The sequence below is a fragment of the Pseudonocardia oceanicola genome, from assembly GCF_047200735.1.
Lineage (GTDB): Bacteria > Actinomycetota > Actinomycetes > Mycobacteriales > Pseudonocardiaceae > Pseudonocardia.
Genome location: NZ_JBJZON010000006.1, coordinates 42710 through 56713 on the forward strand (window position 1 = coordinate 42710; position 14004 = coordinate 56713).

At 73.6% G+C, this 14004-nt stretch carries 12 protein-coding genes; 3 read left to right on the forward strand and 9 right to left on the reverse strand.

The annotated features are described in order from the left end of the window. Positions 1–4: 4 nt before the first annotated feature. Complete coding sequence (locus ACL02T_RS11260) at positions 5–502, reverse strand: type II toxin-antitoxin system PemK/MazF family toxin (RefSeq protein WP_412830599.1); 498 nt, start codon at positions 500–502, stop codon at positions 5–7. Between the two features lie 91 nt (positions 503–593). On the opposite strand from ACL02T_RS11260, the gene ACL02T_RS11265 reads away from it, so the two are divergent. Beyond that, on the forward strand, positions 594–1013 hold the full coding sequence (locus ACL02T_RS11265) for a VOC family protein (RefSeq protein ID WP_412830600.1): 420 nt from the start codon (positions 594–596) through the stop codon (positions 1011–1013). A 59-nt stretch (positions 1014–1072) separates the two neighbouring features. Further along, positions 1073–1261, forward strand: coding sequence for a hypothetical protein (locus ACL02T_RS11270; RefSeq protein WP_412830807.1), 189 nt, complete (start codon positions 1073–1075; stop codon positions 1259–1261). 221 nt (positions 1262–1482) lie between these two features. Here the strand turns inward: ACL02T_RS11270 and bsaP are convergent, their stop codons facing one another. The 7 genes from bsaP to ACL02T_RS11305 form a co-directional block, all read right to left on the reverse strand. Beyond that, positions 1483–1674 (reverse strand): biotin synthase auxiliary protein BsaP, encoded by a 192-nt coding sequence (gene bsaP, locus ACL02T_RS11275; protein ID WP_412830808.1) that lies wholly within the window; start codon positions 1672–1674, stop codon positions 1483–1485. A 53-nt stretch (positions 1675–1727) separates the two neighbouring features. Then, positions 1728–2735: a biotin synthase BioB gene (gene bioB / locus ACL02T_RS11280; RefSeq protein ID WP_412830601.1), complete on the reverse strand. Its 1008-nt coding sequence runs from the start codon at positions 2733–2735 to the stop codon at positions 1728–1730. Then, positions 2732–3433, reverse strand: coding sequence for a dethiobiotin synthase (gene bioD, locus ACL02T_RS11285; protein ID WP_412830602.1), 702 nt, complete (start codon positions 3431–3433; stop codon positions 2732–2734). Before bioD ends, bioB begins: the two co-directional genes overlap by 4 nt. Next, the gene (locus ACL02T_RS11290) at positions 3430–4608 is read right to left on the reverse strand and encodes an 8-amino-7-oxononanoate synthase (protein ID WP_412830603.1); all 1179 of its coding nucleotides are present in this window, start codon (positions 4606–4608) and stop codon (positions 3430–3432) included. The genes bioD and ACL02T_RS11290 overlap by 4 nt, the downstream gene beginning before the upstream one ends. Before the next feature lie 54 nt (positions 4609–4662). Continuing rightward, complete coding sequence (gene trxA, locus ACL02T_RS11295; RefSeq protein ID WP_412830604.1) at positions 4663–5049, reverse strand: thioredoxin; 387 nt, start codon at positions 5047–5049, stop codon at positions 4663–4665. Between the two features lie 38 nt (positions 5050–5087). Then, positions 5088–7340: a SulP family inorganic anion transporter gene (locus ACL02T_RS11300; RefSeq protein WP_412830605.1), complete on the reverse strand. Its 2253-nt coding sequence runs from the start codon at positions 7338–7340 to the stop codon at positions 5088–5090. 354 nt (positions 7341–7694) lie between these two features. Beyond that, positions 7695–8903: an adenosylmethionine--8-amino-7-oxononanoate transaminase gene (locus ACL02T_RS11305; RefSeq protein ID WP_412830809.1), complete on the reverse strand. Its 1209-nt coding sequence runs from the start codon at positions 8901–8903 to the stop codon at positions 7695–7697. A gap of 146 nt (positions 8904–9049) precedes the next feature. Between ACL02T_RS11305 and ACL02T_RS11310 the strand changes: the two genes are divergently transcribed. Further along, positions 9050–9949, forward strand: coding sequence for a PaaX family transcriptional regulator (locus ACL02T_RS11310; RefSeq protein ID WP_412830606.1), 900 nt, complete (start codon positions 9050–9052; stop codon positions 9947–9949). 97 nt (positions 9950–10046) lie between these two features. On the opposite strand, the gene dnaE is transcribed toward ACL02T_RS11310, so the two are convergent. Next, complete coding sequence (gene dnaE / locus ACL02T_RS11315; protein WP_412830607.1) at positions 10047–13595, reverse strand: DNA polymerase III subunit alpha; 3549 nt, start codon at positions 13593–13595, stop codon at positions 10047–10049. Positions 13596–14004 lie beyond the last annotated feature (409 nt).

Consider the following 14004-nt stretch of genomic DNA (forward strand, 5'->3'; position numbering starts at 1 on the left):
CGCGTCACTCCCAGCCGAAGCGCTCCCGCAGCTCGTCCGCCACCCGGTCGAAGCGCCGCCGGTCGAGCACCGCGCCCTCCCGGCGGATGTCGTGCTCACCGACCTCGAGCACCCGGTCGAGTCGGATGAAGGACTCGCGGCTCTCGCGGTCCCACTCGCCGGACCCGATCGCGACCCAGTCCGGGTCGCCCTCGCGCTTGTGCTGACTGGACAGCATCAGCCCGAGCAGCTCCGCGCCCTGCCGCCCGACGACGAGCAGCGGCCGGTCCTTGCCCTGGCTCGCGTCCTCCTCGAACGGCACCCAGGTCCACACGATCTCGCCCGGGTCCGCGGCCCCGTCGAGCTCGGGGGCGTAGGCGATGCGCCGGGCCCGGTCGCCCGTCGGCGCGGTGCGGACCCCGCCGTGGCCCTCCGGCGCGGGGCGAACGGGCGCGTCGTCCGCCTGTGCGAGGAGCCTGAAGCCCACGTCGGCCGCTTGCCTGAGCAGGTTGCCCCAGTCCATGGTCGACAGCATCTCATCGGTCCACCGATGAGTTTCCGGCGCGGCGGTCGTTCCAGGCAGTGACAGCACACCGCAGGGGAAGGAACCCACCATGGACTGCAGGCTCGAGGTCGTCGTCGTCCCCGTCTCCGACGTGGAGCGCGCGTACGAGTTCTACGCCGGCAGGCTCGGCTTCACCGTCGACTCCGACTTCCACCCGAACGAGCACTTCCGCGCCGTGCAGGTCACCCCGCCCGGTTCGGCGTGCTCGATCGTGTTCGGCACCGGCCTCGGGGGCGGGGCGGAGCCGGGCTCGCTGCAGGGCTGCCACCTCGTCGTCACGGACATCGAGAAGGCGCACGCCGAGCTGGAGGCCGCCGGCATCGAGAACAGCGGGCCGCAGCACTTCGTCGACGGCGCGCAGCGGGCCGGGGTGCACCCAGAGCACGAGGACTACGGCACCTTCGTCCACTTCGCCGACCCGGACGGCAACTCGTGGGCGGTCCAGGAGGTCCGGACCCCGAAGCGATGACGGGGCTCGAGGAGGGCTTCGCCCGGCACCGGCGCGAGCTGCACGTGCACTGCTACCGCATGCTCGCGTCGGTGTCCGACGCCGAGGACGCCGTCCAGGAGACCTACCTGCGGGCCTGGCGGGGGCGGGAGGGTTCGACGGCACGCACCTGCGGGCCTGGCTGTACCGGATCGCGACCACGGTCTGTGTCGACGCCGCCCGCGCCCGGGCCCGCCGCCCGGCGTCGGCGGCCGAGGTGGCCTGGTTGACGCCCTACCCGGACACCCTGCTCGAACCGGCGAGCACCGAGGAGGAGCCCGACGCGCTCGCGGTCACGCGGGAGACGATCGAGCTCGGGTTCCTCGTGGCCCTGCAGGTCCTGTCGCCCCGGCAGCGGGCGGCACTGCACCTTCGGCCGGTCCTGGTTCCCCGCTCTGGAACTGCCACCGACCTTGTGAGTGGCGATAGCCGCCATAGCGGCTATCGCCACTCACGAGGAGTGTTCGCCGTGCCGGGAGCAGCGGGCGGTCCAGCCGAAGGGGTCGACCTGGACGACCATGCGCCGGGCGCACTCCGGGCAGAACCGGGGCGGCTCCAGCTCCCGCTCGCGGGCGCAGCGGGCGTGGTCACCCCCGCCCGCGGGCGCTCCGCAGCGATCGCAGAAGGGCACCGGCTCCCGCACCGGCCCCGACCCGGGCTCCGGCACCGACGCGGGCCCCGGCTCCACCGTGGTCGTCACAGGGTCTCGTTGAGGGCCTTGATCGGCATCTCCAGCTCGCCGAGCAGGTCGATGTCCGACTCGGCCGGCCGCCCGAGCGTCGTCAGGTAGTTGCCGACGATCACGGCGTTGATCCCACCGAGCAGGCCCTGGCGCGCGCCGAGGTCGCCGAGGGTCAGCTCACGGCCGCCCGCGAACCGCAGCACGGTGCGCGGCATCGCGAGCCGGAACGCCGCGACCGTGCGCAGCGCGTCGGGCCCCGACATCGGCTCGAGGTCGCCGAACGGCGTGCCCGGGCGCGGGTTGAGGAAGTTCAGCGGCACCTCGTCCGGGGTCAGCGAGGCGAGCTGCGCGGCGAACTCCGCGCGCTGCTCCAGGGTCTCCCCCATCCCGACGATCCCGCCGCAGCAGACCTCCATGCCGGCCTCGCGGACCAGGCGCAGGGTCTCCCAGCGCTCCTCCCACGTGTGCGTGGTGACGACGTTCGGGAAGTGCGAGCGCGCGGTCTCGAGGTTGTGGTTGTAGCGGTGCACGCCCATCTCGGCGAGCGCGGTGACCTGCTCCGGCGTGAGCATGCCCAGCGAGCACGCGACGTTGATGTCCACCGCATCCTTGATCGCCGCGACACCCGCCGCGACCTGCGCCATCAGCCGCGCGTCGGGCCCGCGCACGGCCGCGACGATGCAGAACTCCGTGGCCCCCGTCTTCGCGGTCTGCTTGGCCGCCTCGACCAGCATGGGCACGTCGAGCCAGGCCGAGCGCACCGGCGACTCGAACAGCCCCGACTGCGAGCAGAAGTGGCAGTCCTCGGGACACCCGCCGGTCTTGAGCGAGATGATCCCCTCGACCTCGACCTCCGGCCCGCACCAGCGCATCCGCACCTCGTGGGCCAGCTCGAGCAGCGCATCGAGCTCGGCGTCGGGCAGCTGCAGGACCTCCAGGACCTGCTCCTCCGCGAGCCCCTCGCCTCGCTCGAGGACCTGCTCGCGGGCACGGCCGAGGATGATCGACGTCGCTGTGGTCACGAGCGCGAACTATGCCAAACGCCGCCCAGTGCGGGAGCCAGAGTGTGACGCGCGACCCGGGCGAATTCCGCCGGAGCGAGGGTCCCGGTCCGCTCCGGAAGCGCCCCGAGCAGCGGCACGCCGGTGACGGCGGGCAGGTCGGCGAGGTTGCAGCGCGCCGCCAGGTCCGGCTCCGCCGGCCACGCCCCGACGACGACTCCGGCGCACGTGATGCCGCGGTGCGCCAGGGCCTCCGTCGTCAGGGTGGTGTGGTTGAGGGTGCCGAGCCCGGCCGCGGCGACGACGAGGACGGGGGCGCCGAGCCTGACCGCGACGTCGGCGAGGGTGCCGTCGGGGGTGAACCGCACGAGCAGCCCACCGGCGCCCTCCACGAGGACCAGGTCGTGGTCCGCGGCGAGGCCGCAGGCCGCGTCGGCGGCCGCCGCGGGGGGTACGGGCGGGAGCCCGGCGCGCCGGGCGGCGGTCTCCGGGGCGAGCGGCTCGGGGTAGCGCGCGAGCTCCGCCGTCGTCACGCCGGGCACCAGTGCGGCGACCGCGGCCAGGTCGCCGGGCTCGCCCGGGCCGACCCCGGTCTGGGCGGGCTTGAGCACCGCCACCCGCTCCCCGGCCGCCGTCGCCAGGGCGGCGACCGCGGCCGTCACCACGGTCTTGCCCACGTCCGTCCCGGTGCCGCTCACCACGAGCACCCGGCCGGTCACGGGCGGATCCCGGCGAGGACCTCGTGCAGCACCGTCCGCACCCGGTCCAGGTCGGTCGCGGTGAGGTCGGCGCGCGCGGTGAGCCGCAGCCGGCTGGTGCCCTCCGGGACGGAGGGCGGCCGGAAGCAGCCCACCCGGACCCCGCGTTCCAGGCACCGTCCGGCCGCCTCGAACGCCACCACCGGTGACCCGAGGACCACCGGGACGACCGCCGACCGCGCGAGCGCGTGCGGGCCCGCCTCCGCCACGTCGATCTGCGACGACGCGAGCGCCGCCCGCGCGATCCCGGCCAGTTCCGCGGCGGTCCGGAGCACCGCGGCCGGCCGGTCCGGCTCATCCCGCAGGACCCGGAGGGCGGCGAGCGCGCCACCCACCGACGCGGGGGCCAGCCCGGTGTCGAAGATGAAGGTCCGGGCGGTGTCGACGAGGTGGTCGATCACCGCGCGCGGGCCCAGCACGGCGCCGCCCTGCCCGCCCAGCGACTTGGACAGGGTCACGGTCGTCACGACGTCGTCGGCGCCGGCGAGGCCCGCTTCCACCAGCACGCCCCGACCGCCGGGCCCGCACACGCCCAGGGCGTGCGCCTCGTCGACGACGAGCACCGCACCGCGCGCCCGGCAGACCGCGTGCAGCTCCCGCAGCGGCGCGATCCCGCCGTCGATGCTGTCCACCCCGTCGGTGACGACGAGCGCCCGTTCCTCGGTGCGGGCGGCGAGCGCGCTGTCGACCGCGGCGACCTCGGCGCGGGGCGTGACGACGACGCGGGCGCGGGAGAGGCGGCAGGCGTCGACGAGGGAGGCGTGGCTGTGCGCGTCGGACACGACCAGCGCGCCGCGGCCGGACAGCGCGGTGACCACGCCCAGGTTCGCGGTGTACCCCGAGGAGAAGACGAGCGCGGCGGCTGCGCCGCAGAACGCGGCGAGCTCCTCCTCCAGCTCGGCGTGCAGCGTGGTGGAACCCGTCACCAGCCGGGACCCGGTGGATCCGGCGCCCCAGGTGCGCAGGGCCTCGGCGGCGCCGTCGACCACCCGCTTGTCCCGGGACAGGCCCAGATAGTCGTTGCCCGCCAGGTCGATCGCGTCCGGGTGCGGGGTTCTCGGACGCAGCGAGCGCCGCAGGCCTTCCGCCCTGCGGCGCTCGGCGCCAGCGTGCAGCCAGTCCAGGGGGTGCGCCACGCGGGAGACCCTAGGCGGCGGTCCCGGAAGGACCGGCGGGGGTGTGACGGACCCCTACTGGGCCGCCTGCCCGTCCTGGTCCTGCTGCTGGCGCGCCACCTCGGCCTTGACCTCGCCCATGTCGACCTCCTGGACCTTGCCGATCAGCTCCTCCAGCGCCGGCGCCGGGAGCGCCCCGGGCTGCGCGTAGAGGACCACGCCGTCCCGCACCGCCATCAGCGTGGGGATCGACGAGATGCCGAAGGCCTGGGCCAGCTGGGTCTGGGCCTCGGTGTCGACCTTGCCGAAGGTGATGTCGGGGTGCTTCTCCGACGCCTCGTCGAACACCGGCGCGAACTGCCGGCAGGGGCCGCACCAGGAGGCCCAGAAGTCGACGAGCACGGTGCCGTCGCCCGCCACGACCTCGTTGAAGTTGTCGGTCGTCAGTTCCACCGTTGCCATGTCCGCCTCAACACCTCCGGTTCCGCGGATGTTCCCCGCTACCCGCGCAGGGCGGCCGGCAGTCGCGCTCCGGCCCCCGGGTCGACCGAGTCGTGCGGGCGGAAGGCGCGGGCGCCGGCGTCGTAGACCAGGACGTCGGCGGTGCGGATGTCGAAGAACAGTCCCATCGGCTCGGCGTCGACCCCGAGCTCGCGCAGCTTGTCCAGCTGCATCGCGACGTTGACCATGGCCAGGCAGTCCCGTGGGGCGAACCCGGCGTCCGCCCCGGCCCGCCCCGCGGGGTGGCCGGCCAGCCACGCCTCGACACTGGGCCGGCCGCTGCGCAGCCAGTCGCCCAGCGCGCCGTCGGGCAGGTCCGCGGGGACGCCGTCGAGCAGGCCCTGCATCGCCCCGCAGCCGGAGTGCCCGCACACCGCGACGAGCGGGACCCGCAGCACCGCGGTGGCGTACCGGACCGCGGCCAGCGCGCCGGTGCCGTGCACGAGGTTGCCGACGTTCTGCACGGTGAACAGGTCGCCGGGGCCGCTGTGCGTGATCATGTTCGGCAGTACCCGGGAGTCGGCACAGGTCACCAGCAGCCCGGCGGGGTTCTGCCCACCGACCAGGCCGGAGAAGGTCGGCCGGACGTGCTCGGCCGTCTCGCGGTGGTAGGCGCGCACCCCGGCCAGCATCGGCGCGCTCGGACCCTCCCCGGCGAGCCCGGCGTGCTCCGAGCGCCACTGGGCCCAGGTGGTGAACCGGCCGTGCCGCGGGTCCCTGCGGGCGCCGGTGGGCTCGCTCACCTCGACCCGGCCCCCGCCGGCGCGGTGCCGCCGGGTCCAGGACTCGAGGTGGTCGTAGGCGGTGTGGTCGAGGTAGTCGACGACGAGGTCGACGCGGACGGGCTCGCCGGCGGGCACCGCGCCCAGCACCCGGGACAGCGCGGGCACCGAAAGGAAGCTCAGTGTGCCCTCGACGACGACCCGGCGCGGGGTGGAAGCGGTCGGTTCGAGCACGCGCACCCGGGCGCGGACGGCGCGGCGCAGCATGAGCAGGCCGGCGAGCAGGAGGCCGACCGCCACGCCCTCGAGCAGGGTGAGGAAGACCACGCCGAGCACGGTCACGACGTAGAGCGACAGCTCGCCGTGGGCACGGGCGGTGCGGATGTCCGCGGGCTTCACCAGCTGCAGGCCGACGACGACGAGCAGCCCGGACAGCGCCGCCAGCGGGATCAGTTCGATCACCGCCACCAGGGCGATGCCGAAGAGCCCGATCCACACGCCGTGCAGGACCGCGGAGGCCCGGGTCCGTGCGCCGGCGCGGACGTTGGCCGAGCTCCGGACGATCACGCCCGTGATCGGCAGACCGCCGAGCAGGCCGGAGACGGCGTTGCCGGCGCCCTGGCCGAGCAGCTCGCGGTCGGCGTCGGTGCGCACCGCGCGGGCGCCGCCGTCGCGGTCCTGGGTCATGCGGTCGACGGCGACGGCCGAGAGCAGGCTCTCCACGCTCGCCACCAGCGCGACGGTGAGCATGCCGCCCAGCACCGCGGGCCAGAGCCCGGAGCCCGGCAGCACGGGCAGCGCCACGGACTCGATCAGGTTCCCGGGGAGGTCGACCCGCGGCACGCCGGACAGCGCGAAGCTCAGCGCGGTGGCCACGCCCACCGCGACGAGCGCCCCCGGCACGGACTTCTGCGGCCCGGGCAGCCGGGGCCAGCCGATCATGATCACGACGGCGGCCAGCCCGACCAGGACCGCGCCGCCGTGCAGGTTCACCAGCCGGGCCGGGAGCTCGCGGAGGTTCTCGAGCGCACCGGTCTGCGCGCTGCCGCCGAGGACGACGTGCAGCTGCGCCAGCGCGATGGTGACGCCGATGCCGGCGAGCATGCCGTGCACGACGGCGGGCGGGATGGCCTGGGCGAACCGGGCGAGGCGGGACAGCCCGAAGCCGAGCTGCAGGATGCCGGCGCCCACGGTGATCAGGGTGGTGACCGGCCAGCCGAACTGGTCGACCAGGCCGGCCACGATCACGGTCAGCCCGGCGGCCGGGCCGCTGACCTGCAGCGGCGAGCCACCGAGCAGGCCCGCGACCACGCCCCCGACCACGGCGGCGATCAGGCCGGCCATGATCGGCGCGCCCGAGGCGAGCGCGATGCCGAGGGAGAGCGGGACGGCCACCAGGAACACCACGACCGAGGCACCGAGGTCGGCGCGCAGGGTCCGGGGATCGAGGCGGGGCCGGCGAGGCGCCGGCGCCGGGGAGCGGTCGGGGGCAGGCCCGGCGAGGGCGGTGCCCGGGTTCTGGTCCGGCACGTCGGGTCCTCCGGTCAGGGATCGATCTGGCTGGGGGCGCACGAGTGCGGCGGTGCGGCCGTGCGGCGAACTCCCCACGGTGGCGAGTCCACCCAGCCATCGAACGAGCGCCCTGTCTGGTTCCCGACGGTCCGTGCCCGAAAGTCCGGTTCTCCTGAATCGATCACTCGACGTGCTCGTGGCGGTGCGCCCAGCACCAGCACGATCGGGGACCAACGCCCCGTCCGAGGGACGGCACGTGCTGCGCGGTGTGCCGCACCCTCCGTCCCGGCGACCGTCCGACCCCGATAGGATGGATCACGACGGGTGGCGCCACAGAAGCACCGACCGGGTGATCCCGACGTGAGCTGCGGGTCACGCCGCGGCGACGACGGCGGCGACCCCCTCCGTCAACCGCGCAAGGTCGGCGTCGTCGCAGACGAACGGCGGCATCGTGTAGACGAGGTCCCGGAACGGGCGCAGCCACACCCCCGCCTCGAGGGCCGCGGCGGTCGCGGCGGCCATGTCGACCCCGTGATCCAGCTGGACGACCCCGACGGCACCGAGGACCCGCACGTCGGTCACACCCGGTGCCCGCCGCAGCGGCGCGAGCCCGTTCGTCAGCCCCGCCTCGATCCGGCGGACGCGGCCGCGCCAGTCCTGGTCGAGCAGCAGCCGGGTCGACGCCAGCGCCACCGCCGACGCGAGCGGGTTCCCCATGAACGTGGGCCCGTGCATCAGCACCCCGGCCTCGCCCTCGGTGATCCCGTGGGCCACCTCCGTGGTGCACAGCGCCGCCGCCATGGTCACGTAGCCGCCCGTCAGCGCCTTCCCGACGCACATGACGTCCGGCGAGACCCCGGCGTGGTCGGCCGCGAACAGCTCGCCGGTGCGGCCGAACCCCGTGGCGATCTCGTCGAACACCAGCAGCACGTCGTGGGCCAGGCAGAGCTCGCGCAGCACGTGCAGGTAGCGCGGATCGTGGAAACGCATGCCCCCGGCGCCCTGCACCACCGGCTCCACGATCACCGCGGCGAGCTCGTCCGCGTGCCGCTCGACCGCCTCCGCCAACTCGGCCACGTACTCGTGGGAGAACTCGCGCGGCGGGGCGCCGACGAACACCTGCTGCGGCAGCACGTCCCGCCACAGGGAGTGCATGCCGCCGTCCGGGTCGCAGACGCTCATCGCGCCGAAGGTGTCGCCGTGGTAGCCGCCGCGCCAGGTCAGCAGGCGGTGCTTCGCCGTCCGGCCGCGCGAGCGCTGGTACTGCAGCGCCATCTTGATCGCGACCTCGACCGAGACCGAGCCGGAGTCGGCCAGGAACACGTGCTGCAGCGGGCCGGGAGTGATCTCGACCAGCAGCCGGGCCAGCTCCACCGCCGGGCCGTGGGTGAGCCCGCCGAACATCACGTGGCTCATCCGGCCCAGCTGGTCCGTGACCGCGGCGTCGAGGACCGGGTGCCGGTAGCCGTGGATCGCCGCCCACCAGGACGACATGCCGTCGACCAGGTCCCGGCCGTCGGCGGTGGTCAGCCGCACGCCCTGCGCGCCGGTGATCGGCACGGGGTCCACGGCCGCCGGCATCGGGGCGTACGGGTGCCAGACATGCGCCCGGTCGGTGGCGAGCAGGTCGGCGGCGGGGGTCCGGGACTCGGCGGTCACGCGGGGACCCTACGTCCCCTCCCGCCGTCCGCGGGGCGCACGATCCGGGGCACTATCCTGACCCGACCATGTCCGCCGAAGCCAGCACGGATGTCGGTCCGGGGGGCGCCGACGCCGGGGATCCCGAGGGCCCCCATCCGGTCCTGTCCCGCCGCCGCGGCCTCGGCCAGACGAGCGCGCGTTCGCTGCTGCTGACCCTGCTGGGCGAGTTCGTGCTGCCGCGGGACGAGCCGGTCTGGACCCAGGTGCTGATCGACGTGCTCGCCGGGCTCGGCGTGGAGAGCAAGTCGGCGCGGCAGGCCCTCGCCCGGACCGCGGCGGAGGGCCTGGTCAGCTCGGACCGCGCCGGGCGCCGGGTGCGCTGGACGCTCACCGGCGCCGGGCGCGAGCTGCTCTCGGCCGGTGCGGAGCGCATCTACTCCTTCGGCAACCCCGCCCCGGCCTGGGACGGCCGGTGGCTCGTCCTACTCGTGAGCGTCCCCGAGTCGCGCCGGCAGCTGCGGCACCGGTTGCGCACCCGCCTGGCCTGGGCGGGCCTCGGCTCACCCGCCCCCGGCGTCTGGGTCTCCCCCGACCCGGCGAAGGAGGCGGAGGCGGCGGACGTGGTCGCCGACCTCGGGCTCGAGGCCGTGACCAGCTCGTTCGTCGGCCCCTTCGGCCGGATCGGCGAGCAGGCCGCCGTCGTGGCCCAGGCCTGGGACCTCGCCGCCGTCGAGCGCGAGTACGAGGAGTTCCTCGCCGAGTTCGCCGACGCCGCCCCCGTCGACCCGGCCGACGTGCTCACCCACCAGGTCCTGCTCGTGCACGCCTGGCGGCGCTTCCCCTTCCTGGACCCCGAGCTCCCGGCCGAGCTGCTGCCCGACCAGTGGGCGGGCACCCGCGCCGCCGCGCTGTTCGACGCACTGCACCACCGTTGGCAGCGCCAGGCCCGGGCGCACTGGCGCTCGCTGGTGCACCGCGCCGACTGACCGCGTTCCCCGGTGCAGCGAGGGCAGGAGCGCACGCCCCGCGAACGGCGCTCCCGCTCCACCCGGGGGAGCGAGAGCGCCGTTCGCCGTCGGCTGGTCAGCCGAGGCAACCGGGCCCGAGCAGGGCCTTGAGGTCGCCCATCAGCGCGGGCGTGTTGGTGACCTTGAGCGTGTCGGCGAGCTTCCAGTGGGTGATCTTCGAGCCGTAGACCAGCGCGAGGTGCACCTCGGACGTGCCGGGGTGGTGGCTGAGCACCTCCTTGAGCTGCGCGACCCGCTCGGGGGTGCACAGCTCGGTGCGCAGGCTGACCTTGACCGGCAGGCCGGCCTCTCCCGCGGCCTGCAGCTCCGGGACGGCGAGGTCGTTGGCGATCAGCGACACCCGGTCGTCCCGCTTGTTCACCCGGGCCTTGACCAGCACGATCGCGTCCTCCGCCACGTCGACCCCCACCACCTGGTAGGCCCGCGGGAAGAACAGCACCTCGATGCCACCGGCGAGGTCCTCGATCTGGGCCGACGCCCAGGGCTCGCCGTTCTTGTTCACCCGGCGGTTGACGCCTGCGAGGATGCCGCCGACGGTGACCTGCGCGCCCTCGCCGACCGTGCCCTCCAGGATCGACTGGATCGGCGTGTCCGCCTTGGCCGAGAGCGCCTGCTCCACGCCGTCGAGCGGATGACCGGAGACGTAGAGGCCCAGCATCTCCCGCTCGACGGCGAGCTTGTGCTTGGTGTCCCACTCGTCCTCGGGCACCTTGACGTCGAAGAGGGAGCCGAGGGCGGGGTCTCCGGCGGAGTCGCCCCCGCTGCCGTCGAGGGAGCCGAAGAGGTCGAACTGGCCCATCGACGCGGCCTTCTTGCTGCTCATGACGGCGTCGATCGCGTCCGCGTGGACGAGCAGCAGACCCTTGCGCGAGTGGCCGAGCGAGTCGAACGCACCGGCCTTGACCAGCGACTCGATGACCTTCTTGTTGCAGACCACCGCGTCGACCTTGCGCAGGAAGTCGGAGAAGTCGGTGAAGTCGCCCTTCTCCTTGCGCGCGGCGACGATCGCGTCGACCACGTTGTAGCCGACGTTGCGGATCGCGCCCAGGCCGAAGCGGATGTCCGCGCCGACCGGGGCGAAGTTGCGGACCGACTCGTTGACGTCCGGCGGCAGGACCTTGATCCCCAGCCGGCGGCACTCGGCCAGGTAGACCGCGGCCTTGTCCTTGTCGTCCCGGACCGAGGTGAGCACCGCGGCCATGTACTCGGCGGGGTAGTTCGCCTTGAGGTACGCGGTCCAGTAGGAGACGACGCCGTACGCGGCGGAGTGCGCGCGGTTGAAGGCGTAGTCGGAGAAGGGCAGCAGGATGTCCCAGAGCGTCTTGACCGCGTCCTCGGAGTACCCGTGGTCCTTCATGCCCTGGGCGAAGCCGGCGTACTCCTTGTCCAGGATCTCCTTCTTCTTCTTGCCCATCGCGCGGCGGAGCAGATCCGCCTTGCCGAGCGAGTAGCCCGCGAGCTTCTGGGCGATCGCCATGACCTGTTCCTGGTAGACGATCAGGCCGTAGGTCTCGCCGAGGATGTCCTTGAGCGGCTCCGCCAGCTCCGGGTGGATGGGCGTGACCTCTTGCCGCCCGTTCTTGCGGTCCGCGTAGTCGTTGTGCGCGTTCGCGCCCATCGGGCCCGGCCGGTAGAGCGCGCCGACGGCGGAGATGTCGTCGAACTCGGTGGGCGCCATCCGCCGCAGCAGGTCCCGCATCGGCCCGCCGTCCAGCTGGAACACGCCCAGCGTGTCCCCCCGGGCGAGCAGGTCGTAGGTCTTCGGGTCGTCCAGCTCGACGGTCTCGATCTCGAGCTTCGGCTTGCCGTTGAGCTCGATGTTCTCCAGTGCGTCGTCGATGATCGTGAGGTTGCGCAGGCCGAGGAAGTCCATCTTCAGCAGCCCGAGCGTCTCGCAGACGCCCATGTCGAACTGCGTGATGATGGCGCCGTCCGCCTCGCGGCGCTGGATCGGGATGACGTCGATCAGCGGCGTGCTGGACATGATCACGCCCGCGGCGTGCACGCCCCACTGCCGCTTCAGGCCCTCGAGGCCCCGCGCGGTGTCGATGATCTCCCGGACCTGGGGGTCCGCCTCGTACAGCGCGCGGACCTCGGTGGCCTCGGCGTACCGCTTGTGGCCCGGGTCGAAGATCCCGGACAGCGGGATGTCCTTGCCCATGACGGCCGGCGGCATGGCCTTGGAGATCCGGTCGGCCACGGAGTAGCCGGGCTGGCCGAACAGCACGCGCGCGGAGTCCTTGATCGCGGCCTTCGCCTTGATCGTGGAGTACGTGATGATCTGGGCGATCCGGTCCTCGCCGTACTTCTCCGTGGTGTAGCGGATCATCTCGCCGCGCCGGCGCTCGTCGAAGTCCATGTCGATGTCCGGCATGGAGATGCGCTCGGGGTTGAGGAAGCGCTCGAAGATCAGCTTGTGCCGGATCGGGTCCAGGTCGGTGATCTCGAGCGCGTACGCGATGAGCGAGCCCGCCGCGGAGCCGCGGCCGGGGCCGCACCGGATGCCGACGGACTTGGCGTGCTGGATGAGGTCCGCGGTGACCAGGAAGTACCCGGGGAAGCCCATCTGGATGATCACGCCGAGCTCGTACTCGGCCTGGCGGCGGTACTGCTCGGTGACGCCGTTCGGGAAGCGCTTGTGCAGCCCCCGCTCGACCTCCTTGATCAGCCAGGACTCCTCCGTCTCCCCCTCGGGCACGGGCGCGCGCGGCATCAGGTCCTGGTGACCGAACGAGACGTCCACCCGCTCGGCGACCAGCAGCGTGTTGTCGCAGGCCTCGGGGTGGATCGGGTCCCACTGGGCCCGCATCTCCTGCGCGGACTTGAGGTAGAAGTCCTGCGCGTCGAACTTGAAGCGGTTCGGGTCGGCGAGCGTCTTCCCGGTCTGCACGCAGAGCAGCACCTCGTGCGGCTTCGTGTCGTCCGGGTAGGTGTAGTGCAGGTCGTTGGTGGCCAGCCCGGGCAGGTCGAGCTTCTTCTTCAGCGCGAAGAGGTCCTCCTGGACCCGCTTCTCGATCTCGATCCCGTGGTCCATCAACTCGCAGAAGAAGTTGTCCTTCCCGAAGATGTCCCGGTAGTCCGACGCGGCCTGGCACGCGTCGTCGAAACGGTCCTGCTGCAGCAGCCGGGCGACCTCGCCGGACGGGCAGCCGGTGGTCGCGATGATCCCCTTGCCGTAGGTCTCCAGCAGCTCCCGGTCCATGCGGGGCTTGTAGTAGTAGCCCTCGAGGCTGGCCAGGCTGGAGAGCCGGAAGAGGTTGTGCATCCCCTCCGTGTTCTCGGCCAGCAGCGTCATGTGGGTGTACATGAGGTCGGGGTTGTCCGACGTCGCGCCGTTCGTGCCGAGAGTGGCCCGCTTGCGCTCGTGCCGCGAGCCCGGGGCGAGGTAGCCCTCCATGCCGATGATCGGCTTGATCCCGGCCGCGTTGGCCTTCTTCCAGAACTCGTACGCCCCGTAGACGTTCCCGTGGTCCGTCATCGCCAGCGCGGGCATCTCCATCCGCGCGGCCTCGGCGAAGAGGTCGTCGAGCCGGGCCGCACCGTCGAGCATGGAGAACTCGGTGTGCGTGTGGAGGTGGACGAAGGAGTCGGCCTTAGTCGACACTGCTGTTCCCGCTCGCCGGGGCCATGGGTCGTCGAGACTCCCTTCACGCGCTCGCGCGCGGGTGATGCGGCGGGCCCACGAGGCCCCGACGGCGGCCGCCCGGCCGCCCTCGGGGTACGGCGTCCGGGTGCACGGCCGGCGACCGGGCGGTGGCCGGGCGGTGGCCGGGGCATCGGCGGGTGTCGGGTCCCCCGGGTCCGGGGGTGCGGCCAGAGTAGCCCCGGGCACCGACAGTTCCGTGACCGCCGCCGGGCCCGCCGCGAACCCGCAGCTCACCGCCTCGAGGCGTGTCGGAGTGCCGGCGCGTCGCCCGCGCCGGGCGTGTCGCGGGCCCGGATCGGGCCGCGCGGGCGGGCCTCCGGTGTCTGCCCCGGGGGCACCCGCCGGGCGGTGCATGCACCACCCCCAC